This is a genomic window from Streptomyces sclerotialus (assembly GCF_040907265.1).
GTDB lineage: Bacteria > Actinomycetota > Actinomycetes > Streptomycetales > Streptomycetaceae > Streptomyces > Streptomyces sclerotialus.
The window spans coordinates 1,017,289-1,040,114 of the sequence record NZ_JBFOHP010000002.1; the positions used below are offsets into that span (position 1 = coordinate 1,017,289).

Below are 22,826 nucleotides of genomic sequence, written 5' to 3' on the forward strand. Positions count from 1 at the left end.
GCGGTAAGGTATGGGAGTCCGGAGAACAGGTCAAGAGGTGCCTTCATGAGCGCTGCCGAATTGCGTACCGAGGAGCTCTCGCTCGCCGAGCAGGCCTACCGCGCCATCCGTGACCGGCTGGTCATGCTGGACATCCGGCCCGGCGCCCCGATCAACGAGGACCAGCTCTCCCAGTCCCTCGGCTTCGGCCGCACCCCCGTGCGCGAGGCGCTCAAACGACTCCAGTACGAGCGGCTGATCGCCACGTTCCCCCGCCGCGGCACCTTCGCCACCGAGGTCAACATCACCGACCTCGCGCACATCTCCGAGGTCCGCCGGCAGCTGGAGCCGATGGCCGCCGCGCAGGCGGCCCGGCGCGCCACCGACGGCGACCGGACCCGGCTGACCGGCCTGCTGCGCGAGCTGGAGAGCGCCGACGAGCAGGGCCACGGCCCGGACGGCCTGATGCGCCTGGACCTGGCGGTGCACCGCGCGATCTACGCCGCCACGCACAATCCGTACCTGGAGGACACCCTCGTGCGGTACGACAACCTCGCCACCCGTGTGTGGTGCCTCTTCGTCGACCGCCTGCCCGGCATGGCGGGCCACATCGGCGAGCACGGCCCACTGATCCGCACCATCACGGCCGCCGACCCGGACAAGGCCGCCGAGCTGGCCCGCAGCCATGTCGAGGGCTTCGAGCGGGCGATCCGCGCGGCCATCTGAGAGCCTGTGTCATGACCCCGGCCGGGGGCACGGACTCGACACTCCGGTCCGTGATGTTCTGACCTTGGTTTCCCTGGGGCGGTACGGCTTTGGGACCGTGTACGCAAGGGGACCGGGGGAACTCGACAGCACCGCGCGGCAGTGGCCTGCGGCGCGGCGGGGCCCGGCGGCGACGGTCCACCGTCGAGCCACAGCGCGGCGGACTGCCCCGCGCCGGACCAGTCGAGGTGACCCTCATGACGACCACAGCCCAGCCTGCGACGACAGCCCAGCCCGTGCCGACCGGCCGGCCCCAGGCGGAGCCGCCACCCGCCGCCGCTCCCCCGACACCGCGCCAGATGCGCGCCCTGGGCGCCTTCGCGACCGGGGTGACGGTGGTGACCGGCCTGGACGGCGGCGAACCGGTCGGCTTCACCTGCCAGTCCTTCGCCTCGGTGTCCCTCGCTCCCCCACTGGTGCTGTTCTGCGCCGACCATCGAGGCCGCAGCTGGCCGCGGATCCGGGCCGCCGGCCGGTTCGCTGTCAACGTACTGAGCGAGGACCAGACGGAGCTGTCCGCACGCTTCGGGTCGCGCACGGGACGGAAGTACGAGGGGCTGGGCTGGGACCTGTCGCGGTGGGGCACACCGTCACTGCGCGGGGTACTGCTGCGCGTGCACGCCGAGGTCACCGACGTGCACGGCGCCGGCGACCACGACGTGGTGATCGGGCGGGTGCTCGCGCTGGAACCGGGCCGTGAGTCCCGCCCGCTGGTCTACCACCGCGGACAGTTCGTCAGAACCGCAGCCGTTCCGCCGGCTCCGGAGTGGCACCGCCCCCGGTGACGGGGCGACACCCCCGATCGGCGAGAGCCTGCGGGAGAGCGGGCGCGTCCGCCGCTCAGCAGACGGTCGCCGAGCCCTCCGGCTCCTGCCCCTCGGGGCCGGGCATGCGGGCCGCGATCACGGCGATGTCGTCGTTGCTGGACGCGGCGGGCTCCGCGACCAGGGCGCGGCAGAAGTCGTCCAGCGGCTCCGTGGCGAGCCTGGCGGCGTGCCGGCGCAGCCGTTCCAGTCCCTCGTCGATGTCCTCGTCGGCGCGTTCGATCAGGCCGTCCGTGTAGAGCAGGACGGTGCTGCGCGGCGGCAGCGGTTCCTTCGTGCTCGCCCGCTCCTGGTCGGGGGCGAGCCCGCCGAGCATGATGTCCTGGGCCGCGTCCAGGAACCGCGCCTCGCCCTCGGCCGTGACCAGGAGCGGCGGCGGATGTCCGGCGACGCTGAAGTGCAGCTGCCAGGGCCCGCCCTCCGGGCCCTCGATACGGGCGTACACACAGGTCGCGGTGCCCTCCTCGGTGCCGAGGATCTGGGTGCTCACGTCCAGCCTGCGCAGGATGTCGCCGGGCGGCTCCTGCCGGTCGACGACCAGGCCGCGCAGCATGTTGCGCATCTTGCTCATGGCCACGGCCGCGGTCAGGTCGTGGCCCGCGACGTCACCGATGATCAGGGTGGTGGCACCGTCGGGCAGCAGGAAGGAGTCGTACCAGTCGCCGCCGACCTCGTCCGCCATGGAGCTGGGCAGATAACGGGCGACGATCTCCAGGCCGTCGACCACGGGCGGGTCGGTGAGCAGGCTCCGCTGCAGGGCGAGGGCGATGCGCTGGGTGTGGCGCAGCTCCAGGCTGGTGCTGAAGACCGGCAGGGACTGGTCGAGCACGGCCCGGACCAGGCGAAGCTCGTCGCGGCTGAACCCCTCCCGGTCATGACAGGCGTAGACGGCGACCACCGCATGGACGCTGCCGGCCACCGTCACCGGGAACATGACCACGTCGTGGACGCCCACCGTCTCCGCCCACGGCGCGACACCCGGCGGCACCGCCTCGGGCGCCACGGGGCCGGGCCCGATCCTGCGGTGGACCGGGCGGCGCTCACGGATCGCCTGGTCGAAGGCCGACCCGGGCAGCACCCGTTCGGGGCCCAGCGGAGCCACGCCCGGCGACAGCCCGTCCCGGATGGTGGCGGAGATCCGGTGGATGACCCCCGACTCCTGCTCGGCCCCCGGCTCGCTCTCGGGAAAGAGATACACCCCGCAGGCGTCGGCCAGCTCGGGCACGATCACCCGGCCCACCGCCGCGAAGGCATGGTCGGCGCGGGCCGACTCGGTCACCGCGGCGGAGGCCCGCGCCAGCAGTTCCTTGCGGCGTTCCGCGAGCCACTGGTCCTCGACGTCGGCACAGGCACCGACCCACTCCACGACCCGGCCGCCCTCCCTGATCGGGACCGCGCGCAGCTCGCAGTGGCGGTGGCAGCCGTCCTTGTGCCGCAGCCGGAAGCGGTGCCGGAACAGCTCCGGCACCTCCCGCACCGCGCGCCACCACGCCTCGGCGAGCTCGGGGCGGTCCTCGGGGTGCGCGGCGTCCAGCCAGCCGTGGCCGCGCAGCTGCTCCCACGACATGCCCGTGACCCGCTCCCACGCCGGGCTGCCTTCGATGAGCCCGCCGTCCCGGTCGGTGACCCACACCTTCTGCGCGCCGGCCGTGACCAGGCTCTGGTACCGGTGGAGGGCGCGCAGCCGCTTCTCCGACAGCAGGCGGGCCCGCTCCTTGGCGGTCACCTCGCCGGTGACCTCCATGGCCACCAGCAGCACGCCCGCCTCCTCCCGGCTTCCCGCCCGGCCCGCGGGCACGGCCCGGGAGAGGCTGAGGCTGAACCAGCGGTCGTGCACCTCGCCCCGCCCGTCCTCCAGGCGTACCGGCCGGTCGGAGCCGACGGCGACCGGCTCCCCCGTCCAGTACACCCGGTCCAGCAGTGTGAAGTGCTCCTGCGGCTGGAGGTCGGACAGCGCCTGACGGGCCGGCACGCCGAGCGGCCGGTCGCCGAAGAGCCGCCGGTAGACGGCGTTGGTGTACGTGAGGACGTGCTCGGGCCCCTGGAAGACGGCCACGGCCACCGGCGCCGGGTCGAACACGTTCAGCGCCGGCACGACCGAGGACTCCCCGACGGGTCCGTCCGCCCCGTCCCCCGCCCCGGCCCCGTGCGGCTGCTCAGTCACCATCACGCTCACTTCCACATCGCGTATACGTCATTTTTACTCAATACGGGATGTTTCCGTCGGTCAGGGCGCGTGAACGGGTGGGCCGGCCCCGGCAGGCGGCTCAGCGGGCGGTTCCCGCCCGTCGCCGGGCGCCTGCCGGGGCTGCTCGCGGGCGAGGCCGGAAATCGTCGGCCGCGTGCGGGGCCGCGCCGCCCGGCCCGGGGCCGCTGGCAGGATGCTCGGCATGACCGACCATCCGCTGCTCGGAACGTACGAGGTGTCCGCCGTCGAGCCGTATCTCGCCCGGGTGGGCGAGGTGTTCGCGGCCGGGCCCGTCCATGACTCGGGGTGCCGTACGTACGGTGTGCGACTCCCGGACGGCGAGCGCTGGTGCGTGAAGGAGGCGCTGACGGACGCGGCGCAGCGGTCGCTGGACCGCGGCTGGGCGTTCCACCGGGCCGTACAGCACCCCGCGATCGTCCCGCAGGTGCACCGGCTGCGGGTGGGCGAGCGGACCGCCACGGTGCTGCCCTGGCGGGACGGCGAGCCGCTGTACCACCGTGCCCCGGCGAAGCTCCCCGGGCAGCCGCCGGGCGCCGCGATGGCGCGCTTCCGGGCGCTGCCCCTGGAGCGGGTGCTGGCGGCGCTGGACCGCATCATGGACGCGCACCTGGCGGTGGAGCAGGCGGGCCACGTCGCGGTGGACTTCTACGACGGGGCGGTGCTGTACGACTTCGCGACGCACACCCCGCACCTCATCGACCTCGACGAGTACCGTCGCGGGCCGTTCGTCCTCCAGGCGGACCGGCTGCCGGGGTCGCGCCGGTTCATGGCGCCGGAGGAGTGGGTGCGCGGCGCGATCATCGATGTCCGCACGACGGTGTTCACCCTCGGGCGGACGGCACGGCTGCTGCTGGACGCGGGTGACGAGGAGCGGGCCTGGCGCGGCACGCCGCGGCAGCGCGCCGTGATAGCCCAGGCCACCTGCGCCGATCCGCCGCACCGTCACCCGAGCGTGCGGCAGTTCGTCGGGGAGTGGCGCGCGGCGAGCCGGGAAGGGGCGGGCGATCCTCACCTACCCCTTGGCCGCGGCGAGTTGATGCATTAATCTATCGAACGGAACGGTGCATTAATGCATCGGGGAGGGATGCGCGCACCTCACAGGCAATGACCGCACGAGCGACGGCCGGACAGAGGGCGGCCGGTCAGGCGATGGCGTCGTCGGATGTCGCACCCAGGGGGTCGAGCGCGGAGAGCAGATCGGGATGGACCTCGAAGCAGTCGAGGAGGCCGGTCAGGCGCAGCAGCCGGACCACACCGGCACTGCCGTCGTCCGAGACGATCCGGAGACGTCCCTTCCGGTCGATGATCCGCAGCCGTGCCCGGCACAGCAGCGACAGTCCACTGCAGTCCACGAAGGTCACCTGACGCAGGTCGACGATCAGGTCGGGCCGGACCGTGCTGGTGAGCACGTCCATCCGCTCGGCCAGGTTGATCCTCGCCAGAATGTCCAGTTCCCCGCAGAGCTCGATGACCGTGGTGGCACCCACGGCCCGTTCGCGGCCCCCGAAGGACCGCCTCTCTTCGGCCATCCCCGTCCCCACTTCACTGTTCGGCCGAGGCGCGCGATCACGCCGTACACCGGCGATGGAGGCTTGCGGAGGTGGGGGACACCCGCGGAGAAAGGTCTGCAACGACCACCGTCAGCGTTCGGGAATCCGCGCCGTGCCGGCCGTCGGCAGGGTCCGGGTCATCGGCCGGTCCGTTACGTGTGAATACGGTGTACCCGGCTCTGCTGTCCCGAGTCAACAACTTGGTTGTACCGGAAAGTTGTTGACCCCCTTCCGCCACTCTTCGCCACCCTCCGCGCTTCCTTCTCGCTGTCGTGTGCACAGAGGGAAGACCCGCGTGCCGTGCTGTCCGGGCGGGCGGGCGCGCCGGCACACACGGACCTGCGCCGACGCCCCCGCCGTCCCCCGTTCGGCGCCCCTCGGCGCCGCTGGGAACAGCCTGCCGCCTGCGACGGGCCCTGAGAAGAAGATCGTGATAGGTCTTCGGTGCGTATTGATGCAGCAGCGCTTATCAGCGCGCCACGAGGGACGCTCAGGGGAACGCGACGGCCGCACGGTGATTACCGGCGCCCTCGCGGGGCACCCGGCGCCCCTGGAACGCCCGGTACTCACCCGGTCGCGCGACCCGGACCCCGGCCCGATGGCGGGCCCGAGGGGTGCGTGCCAGCGTGTCCAGGGGTGGCGTCGCCACCGGGCTCCTGCTGCCGATATTGCGAGGACCGTGATGGAACGACCCAGAGTGCTGATCGTGGGCGGCGGTTTCGCCGGCGTGGAATGCGCCCGCGCCCTCGAACACGGCCTGGAGGCCCGCGAGGCCGAGCTGACGCTGGTCTCCCCCACCAATTACGAGCTCTATCTGCCACTGCTGCCGCACCTGGCGGCCGGCGTGGTCACACCCCAGTCCATCGCCCCGTCCCTGCGCCGCATACTGCGCCGGACGCGGCTCGTGCCGGGCGGCGTGGTCGGCGTGGACACCGCCGCCAAGGTCTGCGTGGTCCGCCAGATCACCGGCGACACCGTCGACGTGCCGTACGACCACCTCGTCCTGACCCCCGGCTCGGTGACCCGGACCTTCGACATCCCGGGCCTGACCGAGCACGCGCTCGGCATGAAGACGCTCGCCGAGGCCGCGTACATCCGCGACCACGTCATCGCGCAGCTCGACATCGCCGCGTGCTGCGCAGACCCGGCCGAGAAGGAGGCCCGGCTGCAGTTCGTCGTAGTCGGCGGCGGTTACGCGGGTACCGAGACGGCGGCGTACCTGCAGCGGCTGACCAGTGCGGCGGTCGAACGGTACGCGGGCCGCATCGAGCCGGACGAGATCAAGTGGCATCTGATCGACATCGCACCGAGGCTGATGCCCGAGCTGGGCGAGCGGCTCGGCACCAAGGCGATGGAACTGGTGCGCAAGCGCGGCATCGAGGTGTCGCTCGGGGTGTCCGTCGAATCGGTCACCGAGGACACGGTGACCTTCACCGACGGCCGGGTGCTCCCCTGCCACACGCTGATCTGGACCGCCGGCGTCACCGCGAGCCCGCTCATCGCCACGCTCGGCGCGGAGACCGTGAAGGGCCGGCTGGCGGTCCACGCTGACCTGTCCGTGCCGCGCATGCCCGGCGTCTGGGCCTGCGGTGACGCGGCCGCGGTACCGGACATCACCAAGGAGGGCGGCGCGGTCTGCCCGCCCACCGCGCAGCACGCGCAGCGCCAGGGCAAGCACGCCGCGAAGAACATCATCGCCTCGCTCCGCGGCCGGCTCTGCACGCCGTACAAGCACAAGGACCTGGGGCTGGTGGTCGACCTCGGGGGCGTCGACGCGGTGTCCCGGCCGCTGGGCAAGGAACTGGTCGGCCTGCCCGCGCAGGTGGTGGCACGCGGCTATCACCTGATGGCGCTGCGGACCGGTACCGCGCGGTTCCGTACCGTAGCCAACTGGCTGCTCAACGCCACCGCGGGGGACGATTTCGTACGGACCGGGTTCCAGTCGGGCCGGGACGCGACGCTGCGCGACTTCGAGCGCACGGACGTCTACTTCTCGGCGGACGACGTCAAGGCCCGGACGGGAAGCCGCTCGGACGGCTGAGGGGTGAGGTGTGCGGCGACGGCCGAGCGGGGCTTCAGTCCTGCTCGGCCGCGTCGTCGGCGGGCAGGTCACGGGCGCCCAGACGGAGGTGCTCGATGTGGTAGACGGCCTCGTCCAGGAGCTGGGCGACATGGTTGTCGTACAGGCTGTAGACGATGCGGCGGCCCCGGCGGGCGCCGGTGACCAGGCCCAGCGCGCGCAGCAGCCGGAGCTGGTGGGAGACGGCCGACTGCTCCATGCCCACCGCTTCGGCCAGCTCCCCCACCGGGCAGGCGCCCTGGCGGAGCCGGGTGAGGATCATCAGGCGTGACGGCGTGGCCAGCGCCTGAAGTGTGGCGGCGATGGTCGCGGCGGACTCCGCGTCCAGATGCTCGGCCGGCGTGACCCGGGCGTCGACTCCATGTCCCATGCGCCCATCGTAACGACCAGCATATTTGAAGACCTCTTCATGTATTCCGCTATGGTGACTTCATCAGGTACGCATGAAGAGGTCTTCATGCGTACCTGGTAACCGTCCCCGTCCGTCACGTCGCGCGTCCGGGTCCCCCGCCCGTCCCGCGCGCGTCTCCGTCCGCTCCCCGAGGTGTCCTCCCCATGGCTTCCACGCTGGCCGACGAGCACCCGGCCGCCACGGCCACCGCTCCGGCGCCACCCGCCCCGGCGGCGCTCCCCCGCCGCACCAGGCTCTTCGCGCTGCCCGAGGTCCGCTGGGCCGCGCTCGCCGCGCTCGCCTTCCTGATCGCCTTCCCGCTCGACCTCGCGGGCGCCCCCGCCTGGGCGTGGGGCCCGCTGTACGCCGTGTGTTACGCGGCGGGCGGCTGGGAGCCGGGCTGGGCGGGCCTGACGGCGCTGCGCGAACGCACCCTCGACGTCGACCTGTTGATGGTCGTCGCGGCGATCGGCGCCGCCGCCATCGGCCAGTACCTCGACGGCGGACTGCTCATCGTGATCTTCGCGGTCTCCGGTGCGCTGGAGGCGCTGGCCACCCGGCGCACCGAGGACTCCGTACGCGGTCTGCTCGACCTCGCGCCGTCCACCGCCGTACGGCTGACCGCGGACGGCGAGGAGACCGTCGCCGCCACGGCGCTCGCGGTCGGCGACACCGTCCTGGTACGCCCCGGCGAGCGGCTGCCGGCCGACGGCACCGTGCTGGACGGCGCGAGCGAGGTGGACCAGGCGTCCATCACCGGCGAACCGCTGCCCGCCGAGAAGCGCGTGGGCGACACGGTGTTCGCCGGCACCCTCAACGGCACCGGCGCCCTTCGCCTCCGCGTCGACAAGGACGCCTCCGAATCGGTCATCGCGCGCATCGTGACGATGGTCGAGGAGGCGAGCGGCACCAAGGCGCCGACCCAGCTGTTCATCGAGAAGATCGAGCAGCGGTACTCCGTCGGCGTGGTCGTGGCCACGCTCGCGCTCTTCGCGGTACCGCTGGCCTTCGGCGCCGACCTCACGTCCACGCTGCTGCGCGCCATGACCTTCATGATCGTGGCCTCGCCGTGCGCGGTCGTGCTGGCCACCATGCCGCCCCTGCTCTCCGCCATCGCCAACGCCGGCCGGCACGGCGTGCTGGTGAAGTCGGCGGTGGCGATGGAGCGGCTGGGCTCGGTCACCCGCGTCGCGATGGACAAGACCGGCACCCTCACCGAGGGCACCCCGCGGGTCGCCGCCGTCCGGGCGCTGCCCGGCTTCGCCGAGGACGAGGCGCTGGCGGCGGCCGCCGCCGCCGAACTCCCCAGCGAGCACCCGCTCGCCCGCGCCGTGGTCACCGCGGCCCGCGACCGCGGCCTGGACCTGGCGGACGCCGAGGACTTCTCCTCCGTACCGGGCCAGGGCGTCCGCGCGGAGGTCGGCGGGCGCACGGTCCGGGTCGGCAGCCCGGCGGGCCTGCTGGACTCGGGGGACCGCGTGGCCGATGCCCGTAAGGCCGTCGCCGCATACGAGGACGAGGGCCGCACCGCCGTCGTCGTACTGATCGACGGAACGCCCGCCGCCGTCCTCGCGCTCGCCGACCGGCTGCGTCCCGGCGCGCCCGGGGCCGTCGCCCGGCTGCGCGCCCTGACCGGCGCCGAACCCGCCCTGCTGACCGGTGACAACGCCCGCACCGCCGCCCGTACCGCCGACGAGTCGGGGATGTCCGACGTACGGGCCGGACTGCTGCCCGAGGACAAGGTGGCGGCCGTACGCGCCTGGCAGGAACAGGGCGAACGGGTGCTGGTCGTGGGCGACGGCGTCAACGACGCGCCCGCGCTGGCCGCCGCCGACAGCGGCGTGGCGATGGGCCGGGCCGGTTCGGACCTGGCGCTGGAGACCGCCGACGCGGTGGTCGTCCGCGACGAGGTCGGCGCCGTGCCCACCGTGGTCGCGCTCTCCCGGCGCGCCCGCAAGCTGGTGACCCAGAATCTCGTCATCGCGTCGGTGTGCATCGGGGGCCTGGTGATCTGGGACCTGGCAGGCCATCTGCCGCTGCCGCTGGGCGTGCTGGGCCACGAGGGCTCGACCGTCCTGGTGGGGCTGAACGGGCTGCGGCTGCTGCGCGCGGCCGCCTGGCGCCGCGCGGCGGACTGAGGACCGAAGAGTACTCCTCACGGGGACCTCCGGGGAAGCAATTGACCTCAACATTGGTTGAGGTCATAGCTTCCTGCTGTGTCGCCGGTCATTCCCGACCGCGACGGACGACCGCATCCCGGAGGTCCGCGATGGACATGGAAGTCGCCGCCTGGCATTCGATGCACAGCACCGTCACCGCGCAGCAGGACAAGCGCCCCTTCTCGCGCGCGACGGTGCGCCGCATCGCGGCCTTCGCCCGCCCGCACTGCCGCAACCTCGTGGCGTTCCTGCTGCTCAGCACCGTCACCTCGATGCTCGCGGTGGCCACTCCGCTGCTCGCGGGCCGGGTCGTCGACGCGATCGTGCACCGCTCCTCGACGGAGCTCGTGCTCGGCCTGTCCGGGCTGATCGCCGCGATCGCGGTCGCCGAGGCGGGCCTCGGCCTGCTCACCCGCCGGCTCTCCGCCACCATCGGCGAAGGCCTGATCCTCGACCTGCGCACGACCGTGTACGACCACGTCCAGCGCATGCCGGTCGCCTTCTTCACCCGTACCCGCACCGGCGCCCTGGTCAGCCGGCTCAACAACGACGTCATCGGCGCGCAGCGGGCGTTCAGCGACACCCTCTCCCAAGTCGTCGGCAACATCGTCACGCTCGTCCTCACACTGGTCGTGATGCTGGGCCTGTCCTGGCAGATCACCCTGATCGCCCTCGTACTGCTCCCCGTGTTCGTCCTGCCGGCACGGCGCGTCGGCCGGCGCCTGGCACAGCTGCGCCGGGAAGCCGCCACGCACAACGCCACGATGGGCACCCAGATGACCGAGCGCTTCTCGGCACCCGGCGCCACGCTGGTCAAGCTCTTCGGGCGGCCCGAGCGGGAGTCCGCCGAGTTCGCCGCGCGGGCCCGCCGGGTACGCGACATCGGCGTCCGTACCGCCATGGTGCAGACGTACTTCGTCACCGCGCTCACCCTCGTCTCCGCCCTCGCCCTGGCCGTCGTCTACGGACTCGGCGGATTCTTCGCGCTGCGCGGCAGCCTGGACCCCGGCGCGATCGTCTCCCTCGCCCTGCTGCTGACCCGGCTCTACGCCCCGCTCACCGCGCTCTCCGGCGCCCACGTCGAGGTGATGAGCGCCCTGGTGAGCTTCGAGCGGGTCTTCGAGGTACTGGACCTCAAGCCGCTGATCAGCGAGAAGCCGGACGCCCGCCAGGTGCCCGACGGTCCGCTGGCCGTGGAGTTCGACGGCGTACGCTTCGGCTACCCGGCCGCCGACAAGGTCTCCCTCGCCTCCCTCGAAGAGGTCGCGACGCTGGACACGAGGGGCGGCGACGAGGTCCTGCACGACGTCTCCTTCCGCGCCGAGCCGGGCCAGATGGTCGCCCTGGTCGGCTCCTCCGGAGCGGGCAAGTCCACCATCGCGCAGCTGCTGCCGCGGCTGTACGACGTGGACGAGGGCGCCGTACGCGTCGGGGGCGTGGACGTACGCGACCTGTCCGCCGCCTCGCTGCGCGACACCCTCGGCATGGTCACCCAGGACGGCCACCTCTTCCACGACTCGCTCCGCGAGAACCTGCTGCTGGCCCGGCCCGAGGCGACCGAGGAAGAGCTGTGGGACGTACTGCGCCGGGCCCGCCTGGACGGCCTGATCGCTTCCCTCCCCGACGGCCTGGACACGGTCGTCGGCGAGCGCGGGTACCGGCTCTCCGGCGGGGAGCGGCAGCGGCTGACCATCGCCCGGCTGCTGCTGGCCCGCCCTCGGGTGGTCATCCTCGACGAGGCCACCGCGCACCTGGACAACACCTCCGAAGCGGCGGTGCAGGAAGCCCTGACCGAGGCGCTGGCGGGCCGCACCTCCCTGGTGATCGCCCACCGGCTGTCCACCGTACGGTCCGCCGATCTGATCCTCGTCGTCGAGGACGGCCGGATCGTGGAGCGCGGCACCCACGAGGCGCTGCTCGCGGCGGGCGGACGCTACGAGGAGCTGTACCGCACCCAGTTCGCCGGGTCGCCGGCCACGCCGAAGGCGGCGGCGGTCAACTGACGGCGCCGGCGGTCGCCTGACGGCGGACCGTGCACCGGTGACGGTCGTGCACCGGTCGCGGCGGCGCACCGGCAGCGGCCGTGAGCTGATACGGCATCACACCGGCCGGTCCCGCCCCTTGGCGGCGACCGGCCGATGCCGAACACTCGGAGGGTGACTCAGCGCGCTGAACACTCGACCGTCATGGACCGCCTCGCGATCGACGACCTGGTCACCGGTTACGCCATCGCCGTCGACGACGGCGACTGGGCCGCCTACCGGGAGCTCTTCACCAAGGACGGCCGGGCGGACTACCGCTCGGCCGGCGGCATCGAGGGCGGCTCCGAGGAGATCGCCGCCTGGCTCGCGGAGATGATGCGCCACTTCCCCGTCCGCCAGCACCTGATAGTCAACCGCAGGATCACCCTGGACACCCGGGACGGCGCCCCCGGCGACACCGCCACCGTACGGGCCGACTACCTCAACCCGATGCGGCTCGCCGACCCGGCGGCACCGCCCGCCTCCGATCCCTCCGGCACCGACCCGCGCGGCCACGGCGCCCTCGCCCCGAACTACACCTGCGCGGGCCGCTACGCCTTCACCGCCCACCGCACCCCGGACGGCTGGCGCCTGGCGGAGGTGGTCGTCCACGAGAAATGGCGCCAGGTCGGGCCGGCGAAGAAGCCGTGAGGGGCCTCCCCCGCACGGTGTCCTCCTGAACATGTGCCGCCGCGCCCCCTGTGCGTGATCGGCGTCGTGGCGCACACTGGGCGTCCGACCCGAGAGGGGGACACGGTATGGGCCGCCCGGCCGGCCGAGAGGACAGGAGCCCCGGCTCCCCCTGGTGGCGCGCGGTCGCCGCGCCGGCGGCCGGCGCCCTGCCGGCCCTGTGCTTCCCCGCGCCCGCCCTGTGGTGGTCGGCCTATGTCGCCCTGGTCCCCTGGCTGGCCCTGCTCGCCACGGCTGCCACCCGGCGCCGCGCCGCGCTGGAGGGCTGGCTGGGCGGCACCGGCTTCATGCTGGCGGTGCACCACTGGCTGCTGCCCAGCCTGCACGTCTTCCTCCTCGTACTGGCCGCACTGCTCGGGGCGCTGTGGGCGCCGTGGGGCATGCTCGTCCGCGATCTGCTGCGGCGGCGGCCAGGCACCGGGGCGGGCGGCAGGCGGTGCCTGGCCGCGCTGGTCCTCGTACCGTCCGGCTGGCTGCTGATCGAACTGGTCCGGTCCTGGGAGTACCTGGGCGGGCCGTGGGGGGTGTTCGGCGCGAGCCAGTGGCAGGTGGCGCCCGCCCTGCGGCTGGCCTCCCTCGGCGGTGTCTGGCTGCTGACGCTGCTGCTCGTCGCGGTGAACACCGGGCTGGCCGTGCTGCTGCTGGTCCCCACGGCGCGGCGGGCCGCACTCGGCGGGCTGCTGGCCGTCGCCCTGCTGACGGGCGCGGCCTGGGCGTGGACACCGGGCCCCGAACCCGCCGGTACGGCCCGGATCGCGGTGGTGCAGGCGGGCGTGGTGGTCGGCCCCGACGCCCGGTTCGCGCGGGGCGAGCGGCTGACCCGTACTCTCGCGGGCCGCGGCGTGGACCTGGTGGTCTGGGGCGAGAGCAGCGTCGGCGCCGACCTGACCCGCCGCCCGGACCTGCGGGCCCGGCTGGCCGCGCTCTCCCGCGAGGTGGACGCCGACCTGCTGGTCAACGTGGACGCCCGGCGCGCCGACCGCCCCGGTATCTACAAGTCGTCCGTACTGATCGGCCCGGACGGCCCGACCGGCGACCGCTACGACAAGATGCGCCTGGTGCCGTTCGGCGAGTACGTACCGGCCCGCTCGATACTCGGCTGGGCCACCAGCGTCGGCAAGGCCGCCACCGAGGACCGCCACCGCGGCACCCGCCAGGTCGTCATGGCAACGGACGCCGCACCGGCCGCCGGGCTGCGCTTCGGTCCCCTCGTCTGCTTCGAGACGGCGTTCCCCGACATGAGCCGCCGTCTGGTCCGCCAGGGCGCGGGACTCCTGGTCGCCCAGTCCGCGACCTCCTCCTTCCAGGAGAGCTGGGCCCCCGAACAGCACGCCTCGCTCGCCGCACTGCGCGCCGCCGAGACCTGGCGCCCGATGGTGCACGCCACGCTGACCGGCGTCAGCGCGGTCCACGGCCCGCACGGCGAACAGCTCGGCGACCGGCTGACCACCGACCGCACCACCGCCACCGTCTACGACGTCCCACTGGCCCACGGCACCAGCCCGTACGTCCGCCTCGGCGACTGGCCCCTGTACGCGGCGCTCCTCGCGGTCGCGGCGTACTGCCTGCGGGCGGGGGTACGGGCGCTGCGGCGGCCGGGCTGACGGGCGGGGCGGTGAGACCTCAGGCGGCCTGGTCCAGCGCCTCGGTGATCACCCGTTCGCACAGCTCGTGCGTACGCAGCGCGTCCTCGGCGGTCAGCAGCGTCCCGGCGCGTACCGCCTCCAGGAAGGCGAGCGACACCTGCTCGATCCCGCGCTGCCGGGCGACCGGCACCCAGTCGCCACGCCGCCGTACGCTCGGCTGCCCCTTGTGGTCGATCACCTCGGAGAGGTTGACGACCTGCCGCTTGGTGTCCTGCCCGGAAACGTCGAGGATTTCCTCGGCCGAACCGCTGAGCCGGTTCATCGTGCCGATGGCGGAGAACCCGTCCCCGGCCAGATGCAGCACCACGTGCTCCATCAGCCCGTCCCGGACACGCGCCCGCACGTGCACCTGGTCGACGGTCCCCGGCGCCAGGAACCGCAGCGTGTCGACGACGTGGATGAAGTCGTCCAGCACGAGGGTGCGCGGGTCCTCGGGGAGCCCGACGCGGTTCTTCTGCATCAGGACCAGCTCGCGCGGGTGCTCCAGGCACTGCGCGTAGGCGGGGGCGTAGCGGCGGTTGAACCCGACCGCGAGGCTGACGCCACGGTCGGCGGCCCGCCGCACGATCCGCTCGCTCTCCTCGTAATGGTAAGAAATCGGCTTGTCGACATAGGTCGGCACGCCCGCCTCTATGAGCCGGCTGACGATCTCCGGGTGCGCTCCGGTCGGCGCATGCACGAACGCCGCGTCCAGCCCGGCCCCCAGCAGCGACTCCAGGTCGCCGTGGCGCTGCGCGGCAGGCAGGTGAAGGCTGTCGGCGACCCGTTCGAGGGTGGCGGGGGTCCGGGTCTGCACATGCAGCTCGACCCCGGGCTGCACCCCGAGCACCGGAAGGTACGCCTTCCGCGCGATGTCACCGAGGCCGATGCAGCCTACCTTCACTCTGTTTCACCTCTGGTCTGGAGAATCGCTGGACGTCCGGGCCCGGCTTGCCGGGCGGCCCCGAGCCTACGCGGTCGGACGGCGGCCCCGAGCGGCCGGACGACGGACGCGGGCCACCCGGCGGGGACCGGTCGGCGACACATGCTCGGCGCCCCCTCCTGGAGCAGTCCGGGGCGCCCGCCGTACCCCGTTTTCTGAAGGCTGGCGCAAAATTGCGGGCCACAGGGGCCGAACCGGGAAAAACCGGGTCGGCGCGCGCCGCAGCGGCCATGCTGGGCGGCATGACCACACCCGATCCAGCACGCACCGTCCCCATCGGCACCGGCGACGAACTCACGCAGATGGTGCGCTGGCTGGACTACCACCGCGCGACCCTGGCCACGAAGTGCGCGGGGCTCACCGAAGAACAACTGCGGACCGCCTCCGTACCGCCCTCGGAGCTGACCCTGCTCGGCCTGCTGCGCCACATGGCGGAGGTGGAGCGCCACTGGTTCCGGCGGATCATGACCGGCGAGGACCTCCCGTGGATCTACTGCGACGAGGAGGACTGGGACCGCGACTGGCACTTCGGCGAACACGACACCGCCGCCGAGGCACTGGCCACCTGGCGGACGGAGGTGGAGCTCGCCGCCAAGGCCGCCGAGGGCCGCACGCTGGACGAGCCGGCCCCCGACCGCCTCCCGGGCAAGGAGCTGACCCTGCGCTGGATCTACCTCCACATGATCGAGGAATACGCCCGCCACAACGGCCACGCCGACTTCCTCCGCGAACGCCTGGACGGCGACACGGGCGTCTGACCCACCCCGGGGCGCCGCACGCCGCCTGGCCCGCCGGACGGCCTGCCGGTTCGTCGTCCGTCGCCCCGAGGGTGCGCGCTACGCCCGGGAGCCGCCCGCTCGGTCCAGGCGTTGCTGGAGGCGCTCGATGGCGGCGCGGATGCCCTGGCGGTGCGAGTCGTCCTCCAGGGCGGCCAGTGCCGTACGGGCGCGCCCCAGCTCCCAGCGGGCCTCGGGGTGCCGGGCCAGCCGGGCGTAATCCGCCGCGAGATCGAGATGGAGCGCGGGCAGCAGCGCCCGCAGCTCCGCACGCCCCGCGTCCGCATGCCCCCGGCACCCCTGAGCCGCACTCAGGGCCCGCAGGTCCCAGCGCAGTTCCTCCAGAGGGCTGTCCTGCGTGTCGGCCAGATAGTGGGCGAGCGTGCAGCGCTGGTACGCGTCGGCGTACGGCCCGAGCTCCTGCCACAGTGCGGTCATCCGCTTACGGGCTTCTTCACGGTCGCCGCCGCGGTGCAGCATGACGGCCTGCCCGATCCTGGTCAGGACGCCGTGCTCGGCCGTCGCCCCCTGCCGACTCTGTACCACTGCGCTCTCCCGCGTCCGTACGCCGCCTCACCACCTGCTCCCCCGACGCTAACCGCGCCCCGCACACCCGGCACGACGAACCGTCCAGACGGCCCCGCCGCACGCCCCCACGGCCGCTTATCCGCACCGGGCCCGACCGACCGGCGCCCTCCCCCCGCCCGCCGATCAGCCGCCGCCGAGGACGACGTACCACCGCGGACGGGCGCTCAGCCGAGGTTCGGAATGCGCCAGTCGATGGGGGTGTGTCCCTGGGCGGCGACCGCGTCGTTTATCTGCGTGAAGGGGCGCGAGCCGAAGAACTTCTTCGCGGAGAGCGGCGAGGGGTGCGCCCCCTGCACGACCACATGCCGCTGCCCGTCGATCAGCGGCAGCTTCTTCTTCGCGTAGTTGCCCCACAGTACGAACACCGCAGGGTCGGGCCGGGCAGCGACCGCCCTGATCACCGCGTCGGTGAACTTCTCCCAGCCCTTGCCCTTGTGGGAGTTGGCCTCGCCCGCCCGCACGGTCAGCACGGCGTTCAGCAGCAGCACCCCCTGCCGGGCCCAGGGCATCAGGTACCCGTTGTCGGGGATCGGCGTACCGAGTTCGTCGTGCATCTCCTTGTAGATGTTGCGCAGCGACGGCGGAGTCCTGACCCCGGGACGCACGGAGAAGCACAGCCCGTGTCCCTGCCCCTCGCCGTGATACGGGTCCTGGCCGAGGATCAGCACCTTCACCTGGTCGTACGGCGTGGCGTCCAGCGCGGCGAAGACCTCCTCGCGCGGCGGGTAGACCGGCCCCCGAGCGCGCTCCTCCTCCACGAAGGCCGTCAGCTCCTGGAAATAGGGCTTGGTCAGCTCTTCGCCGAGTACGCCGCGCCAGGACTCGGGCAGCATGTCGGGCATCACGTCAACGACCTCCGGGTGGGTTCCGCGTCTTTCCCGTCTTTCCTTGCAGAACCTACCGGCGACCACTGACAACGCCCCCCGCCGGGCCCCGCCCCCTGTGGACGACTCGCCAGGACGCGAGGCCGCCGGCGGAACGGGAGCCACCGGGGCGCCCGAACGGCCGGTGGCGGCGGCCCCAGGACCGCCGCCACCGGTACTCCCCCGCGGTCGAGCGCCCTCACACCCCCGCGTTCAAGAAGCGCCCGCCGTCGATGACGAGGTTCTGGCCCGTGATCCAGCCCGCGTCGTCCGACAGCAGGAACGCCGCGGCGCCCCCGATGTCCTGCGGCACGCCCAGCCGCGCCATCGGGTACTGCGCCGCCGCCTCCGCCTCACGGTCCTCGTACAGCGCGGCCGCGAACTTCGTCTTGACCACGGCGGGCGAGATGGAGTTGACCCGCACCACGGGCGCGAACTCGTGCGCGAGCTGCTGCGTGAGGTTGATCATCGCGGCCTTGCTCATGCCGTACGCACCGATGAACGGCGACGCGGAGACCCCTGCGATGGAGGCGATGTTGACGATCGCCCCGCCGTTGTCCTTCTGCCACGCCTTCCACGTCTGCTGGGCGAAGCCGAGCGCGGAGACGACGTTCGTCTCGTACACCTTGCGGGCGACCGCGAGGTCCAGCTCGGCCATCGGCCCGAAGACCGGGTTGGTGCCGGCGTTGTTCACGAGGTAGTCGACCCGCCCGAAGGCCTCCATGGCCCGCTCGACGGCGGCCGCCTGGTGAGCCTCGTCGTGCGCCTTCCCGGCCACGCCGATCACCCGGTCGGCGCCGAGCTTCTCGACGGCCTCCTTCAGCGCTTCCTCGTTGCGGCCGGTGATCACGGCGCGGTGGCCGCGCGCGAGCACGGCCTCGGCGACGCCGTACCCGATGCCGCGGCTGGCACCCGTGATGAGGGCGACCTTGGCGTTGTCCTGCTCAGTCATGTTCCTTGGCTCTCCTGGCGTCGGTTGACCGTGTTCCATCGGCCGGTGGTGTTCCGTCGGCCGACCATGCCCCGCCGACCGGCGGCGTCCCGTCGGCCGACCATGCCCCGCCGGCCGATGGCGTCCCGTCGGCTGGTCCTGACGTACCCGGACGTCAGTTGAGCGGGCCGCCGGCGACGTACATGACCTGGCCGGAGACGAAGCCGGCCTGCTCGCCCGTGAAGAACGCGATCGCGTTGGCGATGTCCTCGGGCTTGCCGACGCGCTGGACCGGAATCTGGGTGGCGGCCGCGGCCTGGAACTCCTCGAAGCCCATGCCGACCCGCTCGGCGGTGGCCGCGGTCATGTCGGTGACGATGAACCCGGGCGCGACGGCGTTGGCGGTGATGCCGAACTTGCCGAGCTCCTTGGCGAGCGTCTTGGTGAAGCCCTGCAGACCCGCCTTGGCGGCCGAGTAGTTGACCTGGCCCCGGTTGCCGAGCGCGGAGCTGGAGGAGAGGTTCACGATACGGCCGAACTTGGCGTCCACCATGTGCTTCTGGCAGGCCCGCGACATCAGGAACGCGCCGCGCAGGTGCACGTTCATGACCGTGTCCCAGTCGCTGTCGCTCATCTTGAACAGCAGGTTGTCGCGGAGCACGCCCGCGTTGTTGACGAGTACGGTCGGCGCGCCCAGCTCGTCGGCGACGCGCGCGACGGCGGCCTCCACCTGCGCCGAGTCCGACACGTCGCAGCCCACCGCGATGGCCTTGCCGCCGGCCGCGGTGATCTTCTCGACGGTGTCCTTGCAGGCGGCCTCGTCCAGGTCGAGTACGGCGACGGCGCGGCCCTCGGCGGCCAGGCGCACGGCGGTGGCGGCGCCGATGCCGCGGGCGGCACCCGTCACGATGGCTACGCGCTGCTCGGTGGTGGACATGCGGGGTTCTCCTCACCTCGAAAGCGGCTCACCGCTCCCGGAAGGCAGGTGAGCAACCGCTTAGTCGCTTCAGCAGAGCTGACGCTAGAAGCCAGGCCACCCGCTGTCAACGCCCCCCGAACGCGCCGTTGCTCACCTCACCTGCGCAATCGGACGCCGCGGACGGGCACGGAAGCCCGCACCCGCCCGCACATCCCTACATCCCCCGGCCGACCTGCCGACCTGCCGACCTGCCTACCTGCCCGCCTGCCTGCCACTCACCGCACCAACAGATCCAGCAACCTCTCCGCCTCCTTGGACGGGTCGGCCGTCAGCCCGGTGTGCACGGGCCCCGGCTGCACGATCGTGCTGCGCGGCGCGATCAGCCACCGGAACCGCCGCCCGACGTCCTCCCCCGCGGCCTGCCCCGCATGCTCACCGCCCTGGCAGATCCCCTCGACGGCACTCAGCGCGGCCCGTACGCCCGCCACGTCCACCGAAGGGTCCAGCGCCCGCAGCCGTGCCTCGTCCAGATGCGTACGCGCCTCCACGAAGCGCCGCGCATGGCAGTAGACGACCACCCCCGCATTGATCATTTCCCCGCGCTCGACCCGCGGCACGACCCGCAGCAGCGCGTACTCGAACACGTCCCGTCCGTTGTGCAGCCCGCTCACTTCACTGCCCTCCGCGGCAACTTTCCGGCCAGCCATTCCGGCGCCTGCGAAGGCTTGTCCTCCGTACGCTCCCCGATCGTGATGTTGTCACTGATCACGCCGGCCCGGGCGAGCAGCGCCCGCACGTACGCCTGCCGCACCTCATCGGCCGATGCGAACCCCGGCTCATCCACCAGCCACTCGTCCGGCACGTCCGCCACGACCTCGGTCAGCAGCTCCTCGGTGACCAGCGGCGCGAACTCCTCCGCCGCGGCCGCCACGTCCGGCCCGAACGTAGCCAGCACGTGATCGGAGGCGTCGTACGGCTTCAGGGCCGCCTTCTCCGCCCCCGGCCAGTTGTGGTGCCAGATCATCGTGGCCCCGTGGTCGATCAGCCACAGCTCACCGTGCCACACCAGCAGATTCGGGTTACGCCACGACCGGTCGACGTTGTTGATCAGCGCGTCGAACCACACCACGCGCCCCGCCTCGCGCGCACTCACCTCGAACGCGAGCGGATCGAACCCCAGCGACCCCGGCAGGTAGTCCATGCCAAGATTCAGCCCGCCACTGGCCTTGAGCAGCTCCTGAACCTCCTGATCGGGCTCCCCCAGCCCGATCACCGGATCCAGCTGCATCCGCACCAGCTCCGGCACCCGCAGCCCCAGCCGCCGCCCCAGCTGCCCGCACACCACCTCAGCAACGAGCGTCTTCCGCCCCTGCCCCGCCCCGGTGAACTTCATGACGTAAGTACCCGGGTCGTCACCCTCGACGATCCCGGGGAGCGATCCACCCTCCCTGAGGGGTGTCACATATCGAGTCGCAATGACTTCTGTCAGCATTTCCCCAGGCTATACGCCCGTCTGACCTTAGGAATCACGACGGACCGACAAGGCCCTCCGACCTGGCGATCCACCCTGAACCCCCCTGGGGAGTTTCTGGGGAGTTTCGGCCGCTGACGACGACGCCGCTCTCCCCACCTCCGAACAGAGCGTCGATGGCACCCCGCCCCCTATTACCGGCCTCCGGCATGAAGTGCGCGTAGTGGTCCAGCGTGATGGTCGGCGACGAGTGCCCCAGCCACCGCGCGAGCGTAACCACCGACTCCCCCGCCTCCAACATCACTGAGGCGTACGTGTGCCGCAGCACATGGAAGCCGTCCTTGGGTGCCGCCGCCCACTGCCAGGGCTTCGCGCCTTCGGCCTGCGGCGGGATGACGCCGGCCTTCGCGAGGGCTGGCTTCCACACGTAGGTGTTCCACGTGTTCACCGCGACAGCATTGCCGAAGCGAGAGGTCAGCAGAAGCGGGAATTTCTTGCGTGCCATGTCCTCGCCCGGCCCTCCCCAAGGGAGCTCCACCTCCACCGGAGGAAAGTGCTCGATGTGCTGCCTCAGCTCTGCAGCCACTGAGGCGGGCATGTCCACACTGCGGGTCTTCCCACCCTTCGGAAGGGCGTAGTACAGCTTCCCACCGAGGGCCTGCACCTGCTTCCGGACGTGCAGGATGCCTCGCGCCCAGTCGATGTCCTCCGGGCCGACGCCGAACACCTCTCCTTGGCGCAGCCCGCATCCCAGGCCGAGCACCACCGCTATCCGGTGTCGGTCATTGATCAGGTCCCGGACGCGGAGTGCGGTCTCCAGCGACCATGCCTCGCGACGCTCCTTCGACGCCTTCGGCCATCGCACCGACTTCGACCGCATCGGATTCCTGACGATCCGCCGGTCGTCCACGGCAGTCTCCAAAATCGCGGACAGCTCGCCCAGAATCGCTCGCCGATAGTCGACCGACAAGACTGTCGCGTCCAACTTTGCTAGGAACGCGCGCAGTTCGGCTGCCGTCACCTGCCTGAGAGGCAGATGCCCCAGGTGCGGAACGATATGGAGCCGAACCCGCCGCTCCTGCCCCTGCCGAGTCTTCGGAGCCGCTCCCGCAGCCGGCGCCCAGAACTTGGCGATGTAGTCGGCGAGCGCAATGGACCCATCGCGCGGGTCCACGAACTCGCCCCGCTCCTCATCCGTGGAAGACCGACGAAGCCACGCCTTGGCATCCTCCAAGGTCTCGAACGACCGATCTCGGACCCCGGGGATGCCGGCGACCCGGTATCGCTTCCCCTTCCCGTAGCGGGTAGTCCGTTCCCTCTTCCCGGTTATCGGGTCCTTCCGCTTCTTGAGCCACCTGTCTTCTACGTACCCCGGCACTCTTGCTACTCCTCGTCTTTCTGGAGGTCGTCCATGCTTCTTGCAAGCAACACCAACCCACACCCCTCCCCGGAAGTTCCTCGACTGCGATCGGAATTCAGCGGATCCGATGCACGAGAGGGGGCCCGACTCGACGGACGCGGGCGATGCGCCAAATGCGCTCACCGTCAAGCAGCGACCCGCGACCGATGCTGCGGCTCGCGCTCCAGTGGACTCAGCAGCGGATTCGACCGCGAGTCAGCAGCCTCTTGCTGACCTATCCACGCGTCGAGCGCGGAGACCCGATACATGACCCTGCCGCCCATGCGGAAACTGGGCGGCCCCTGCCGCCTATGCCGCCACACGTACAGAGTGTTCTCAGAGATACCGAGGTAAGAGGCTGCCCTCTTGACTGTCAGGAAAGCCGCGACAGGGGCGGTGGCGTCAGACATGTCAGCCCTTCCATCTGCAAGGTCGTTACGCAGATGAGAGTGCACGCAAGAACACTGTTTGGTTGTGCCGCGTTTACCTGCTAATGCAATAGATCAGCTTCGATACCCGCGCCTCGGCCTCAGCTCAGTGGTACCTGACCAATCACAACAAATCCCCGCCACGTGGGCGGGGACCTCAGGCACGGTTCCGCATCGTCTTCCGCTTGCGGCCCGCTGGCCAGCGGGCCGCAAGG

Annotated in this window: 21 protein-coding genes; 9 read left to right on the forward strand and 12 right to left on the reverse strand. The window is 72.0% G+C overall.

Features of this window, described 5'->3' with window-relative positions:
- Positions 1-45 precede the first annotated feature (45 nt).
- The gene (locus tag AAC944_RS04615; RefSeq protein ID WP_030611748.1) at positions 46-705 is read left to right on the forward strand and encodes a GntR family transcriptional regulator; all 660 of its coding nucleotides are present in this window, start codon (positions 46-48) and stop codon (positions 703-705) included.
- 236 nt (positions 706-941) lie between these two features.
- Complete coding sequence (locus tag AAC944_RS04620; RefSeq protein ID WP_078888424.1) at positions 942-1,529, forward strand: flavin reductase family protein; 588 nt, start codon at positions 942-944, stop codon at positions 1,527-1,529.
- 55 nt (positions 1,530-1,584) lie between these two features.
- Here AAC944_RS04620 and AAC944_RS04625 read toward each other — a convergent pair whose 3' ends face one another.
- Positions 1,585-3,735: a SpoIIE family protein phosphatase gene (locus AAC944_RS04625; protein ID WP_078888423.1), complete on the reverse strand. Its 2,151-nt coding sequence runs from the start codon at positions 3,733-3,735 to the stop codon at positions 1,585-1,587.
- Positions 3,736-3,958: 223 nt separating this feature from the next.
- Here AAC944_RS04625 and AAC944_RS04630 point away from each other — a divergent pair, with 223 nt between their 5' ends.
- Positions 3,959-4,822, forward strand: a complete 864-nt coding sequence (locus tag AAC944_RS04630; RefSeq protein WP_051871569.1) for a serine/threonine protein kinase — start codon at positions 3,959-3,961, stop codon at positions 4,820-4,822.
- Positions 4,823-4,919: 97 nt separating this feature from the next.
- Here the strand turns inward: AAC944_RS04630 and AAC944_RS04635 are convergent, their stop codons facing one another.
- Entirely contained in the window at positions 4,920-5,306 is a 387-nt protein-coding gene (locus AAC944_RS04635) for an STAS domain-containing protein (protein ID WP_037771728.1), read from the reverse strand.
- Positions 5,307-6,009: 703 nt separating this feature from the next.
- Between AAC944_RS04635 and AAC944_RS04640 the strand changes: the two genes are divergently transcribed.
- Positions 6,010-7,368 carry an NAD(P)/FAD-dependent oxidoreductase gene (locus AAC944_RS04640; protein ID WP_030611734.1) on the forward strand — a complete coding sequence of 453 codons (1,359 nt, stop codon included), beginning with the start codon at positions 6,010-6,012 and terminating at the stop codon, positions 7,366-7,368.
- Positions 7,369-7,402: 34 nt separating this feature from the next.
- Here the strand turns inward: AAC944_RS04640 and AAC944_RS04645 are convergent, their stop codons facing one another.
- Positions 7,403-7,777, reverse strand: coding sequence for an ArsR/SmtB family transcription factor (locus AAC944_RS04645; protein ID WP_030611733.1), 375 nt, complete (start codon positions 7,775-7,777; stop codon positions 7,403-7,405).
- 185 nt (positions 7,778-7,962) lie between these two features.
- On the opposite strand from AAC944_RS04645, the gene AAC944_RS04650 reads away from it, so the two are divergent.
- The 4 genes from AAC944_RS04650 (at position 7,963) to lnt (ending at position 14,272) form a co-directional block, all read left to right on the forward strand.
- Positions 7,963-9,936, forward strand: coding sequence for a heavy metal translocating P-type ATPase (locus AAC944_RS04650; RefSeq protein WP_030611731.1), 1,974 nt, complete (start codon positions 7,963-7,965; stop codon positions 9,934-9,936).
- 131 nt (positions 9,937-10,067) lie between these two features.
- Positions 10,068-11,960, forward strand: a complete 1,893-nt coding sequence (locus AAC944_RS04655; RefSeq protein WP_030611729.1) for an ABC transporter ATP-binding protein — start codon at positions 10,068-10,070, stop codon at positions 11,958-11,960.
- Between the two features lie 153 nt (positions 11,961-12,113).
- Entirely contained in the window at positions 12,114-12,629 is a 516-nt protein-coding gene (locus AAC944_RS04660; protein ID WP_037771727.1) for a nuclear transport factor 2 family protein, read from the forward strand.
- A 107-nt stretch (positions 12,630-12,736) separates the two neighbouring features.
- Complete coding sequence (lnt, locus tag AAC944_RS04665; RefSeq protein ID WP_030611725.1) at positions 12,737-14,272, forward strand: apolipoprotein N-acyltransferase; 1,536 nt, start codon at positions 12,737-12,739, stop codon at positions 14,270-14,272.
- A 19-nt stretch (positions 14,273-14,291) separates the two neighbouring features.
- Here the strand turns inward: lnt and AAC944_RS04670 are convergent, their stop codons facing one another.
- A complete protein-coding gene (locus AAC944_RS04670) occupies positions 14,292-15,197 on the reverse strand; it encodes a Gfo/Idh/MocA family protein (RefSeq protein WP_030611722.1) in 906 nt (301 codons plus the stop codon).
- 281 nt (positions 15,198-15,478) lie between these two features.
- Here AAC944_RS04670 and AAC944_RS04675 point away from each other — a divergent pair, with 281 nt between their 5' ends.
- Positions 15,479-15,994 (forward strand): DinB family protein, encoded by a 516-nt coding sequence (locus tag AAC944_RS04675; protein ID WP_030611720.1) that lies wholly within the window; start codon positions 15,479-15,481, stop codon positions 15,992-15,994.
- Between the two features lie 78 nt (positions 15,995-16,072).
- On the opposite strand, the gene AAC944_RS04680 is transcribed toward AAC944_RS04675, so the two are convergent.
- The 8 genes from AAC944_RS04680 to AAC944_RS04715 form a co-directional block, all read right to left on the reverse strand.
- Positions 16,073-16,558, reverse strand: coding sequence for a hypothetical protein (locus AAC944_RS04680; RefSeq protein WP_030611717.1), 486 nt, complete (start codon positions 16,556-16,558; stop codon positions 16,073-16,075).
- Positions 16,559-16,764: 206 nt separating this feature from the next.
- Complete coding sequence (locus tag AAC944_RS04685; RefSeq protein ID WP_030611713.1) at positions 16,765-17,442, reverse strand: uracil-DNA glycosylase; 678 nt, start codon at positions 17,440-17,442, stop codon at positions 16,765-16,767.
- Between the two features lie 220 nt (positions 17,443-17,662).
- On the reverse strand, positions 17,663-18,415 hold the full coding sequence (locus AAC944_RS04690) for an SDR family oxidoreductase (RefSeq protein WP_030611710.1): 753 nt from the start codon (positions 18,413-18,415) through the stop codon (positions 17,663-17,665).
- A gap of 154 nt (positions 18,416-18,569) precedes the next feature.
- Positions 18,570-19,331: a 3-oxoacyl-ACP reductase FabG gene (gene fabG, locus AAC944_RS04695; protein WP_030611707.1), complete on the reverse strand. Its 762-nt coding sequence runs from the start codon at positions 19,329-19,331 to the stop codon at positions 18,570-18,572.
- Positions 19,332-19,588: 257 nt separating this feature from the next.
- Entirely contained in the window at positions 19,589-19,984 is a 396-nt protein-coding gene (locus AAC944_RS04700; protein ID WP_030611704.1) for a DUF3037 domain-containing protein, read from the reverse strand.
- The gene (locus tag AAC944_RS04705; RefSeq protein ID WP_030611700.1) at positions 19,981-20,805 is read right to left on the reverse strand and encodes a HipA family kinase; all 825 of its coding nucleotides are present in this window, start codon (positions 20,803-20,805) and stop codon (positions 19,981-19,983) included. Before AAC944_RS04705 ends, AAC944_RS04700 begins: the two co-directional genes overlap by 4 nt.
- Positions 20,806-20,839: 34 nt before the next feature.
- Entirely contained in the window at positions 20,840-22,162 is a 1,323-nt protein-coding gene (locus AAC944_RS04710) for a tyrosine-type recombinase/integrase (RefSeq protein ID WP_078888422.1), read from the reverse strand.
- Between the two features lie 167 nt (positions 22,163-22,329).
- Positions 22,330-22,593: a helix-turn-helix transcriptional regulator gene (locus tag AAC944_RS04715; RefSeq protein WP_030611694.1), complete on the reverse strand. Its 264-nt coding sequence runs from the start codon at positions 22,591-22,593 to the stop codon at positions 22,330-22,332.
- Between the last annotated feature and the right edge of the window lie 233 nt (positions 22,594-22,826).

What these genes read in the sequence shown, in the direction of transcription:
- AAC944_RS04615 (WP_030611748.1), top strand. Translation starts at nt 46, where the DNA reads ATGAGCGCTGCCGAATTGCGTACCGAGGAGCTCTCGCTCGCCGAGCAG.
- AAC944_RS04620 (WP_078888424.1), top strand. Translation starts at nt 942, where the DNA reads ATGACGACCACAGCCCAGCCTGCGACGACAGCCCAGCCCGTGCCGACC.
- AAC944_RS04625 (WP_078888423.1), bottom strand. Translation starts at nt 3,735, where the DNA reads ATGGTGACTGAGCAGCCGCACGGGGCCGGGGCGGGGGACGGGGCGGAC.
- AAC944_RS04630 (WP_051871569.1), top strand. Translation starts at nt 3,959, where the DNA reads ATGACCGACCATCCGCTGCTCGGAACGTACGAGGTGTCCGCCGTCGAG.
- AAC944_RS04635 (WP_037771728.1), bottom strand. Translation starts at nt 5,306, where the DNA reads ATGGCCGAAGAGAGGCGGTCCTTCGGGGGCCGCGAACGGGCCGTGGGT.
- AAC944_RS04640 (WP_030611734.1), top strand. Translation starts at nt 6,010, where the DNA reads ATGGAACGACCCAGAGTGCTGATCGTGGGCGGCGGTTTCGCCGGCGTG.
- AAC944_RS04645 (WP_030611733.1), bottom strand. Translation starts at nt 7,777, where the DNA reads ATGGGACATGGAGTCGACGCCCGGGTCACGCCGGCCGAGCATCTGGAC.
- AAC944_RS04650 (WP_030611731.1), top strand. Translation starts at nt 7,963, where the DNA reads ATGGCTTCCACGCTGGCCGACGAGCACCCGGCCGCCACGGCCACCGCT.
- AAC944_RS04655 (WP_030611729.1), top strand. Translation starts at nt 10,068, where the DNA reads ATGGACATGGAAGTCGCCGCCTGGCATTCGATGCACAGCACCGTCACC.
- lnt (WP_030611725.1), top strand. Translation starts at nt 12,737, where the DNA reads ATGGGCCGCCCGGCCGGCCGAGAGGACAGGAGCCCCGGCTCCCCCTGG.
- AAC944_RS04675 (WP_030611720.1), top strand. Translation starts at nt 15,479, where the DNA reads ATGACCACACCCGATCCAGCACGCACCGTCCCCATCGGCACCGGCGAC.
- AAC944_RS04685 (WP_030611713.1), bottom strand. Translation starts at nt 17,442, where the DNA reads ATGCCCGACATGCTGCCCGAGTCCTGGCGCGGCGTACTCGGCGAAGAG.
- AAC944_RS04690 (WP_030611710.1), bottom strand. Translation starts at nt 18,415, where the DNA reads ATGACTGAGCAGGACAACGCCAAGGTCGCCCTCATCACGGGTGCCAGC.
- fabG (WP_030611707.1), bottom strand. Translation starts at nt 19,331, where the DNA reads ATGTCCACCACCGAGCAGCGCGTAGCCATCGTGACGGGTGCCGCCCGC.
- AAC944_RS04705 (WP_030611700.1), bottom strand. Translation starts at nt 20,805, where the DNA reads ATGCTGACAGAAGTCATTGCGACTCGATATGTGACACCCCTCAGGGAG.
- AAC944_RS04715 (WP_030611694.1), bottom strand. Translation starts at nt 22,593, where the DNA reads ATGTCTGACGCCACCGCCCCTGTCGCGGCTTTCCTGACAGTCAAGAGG.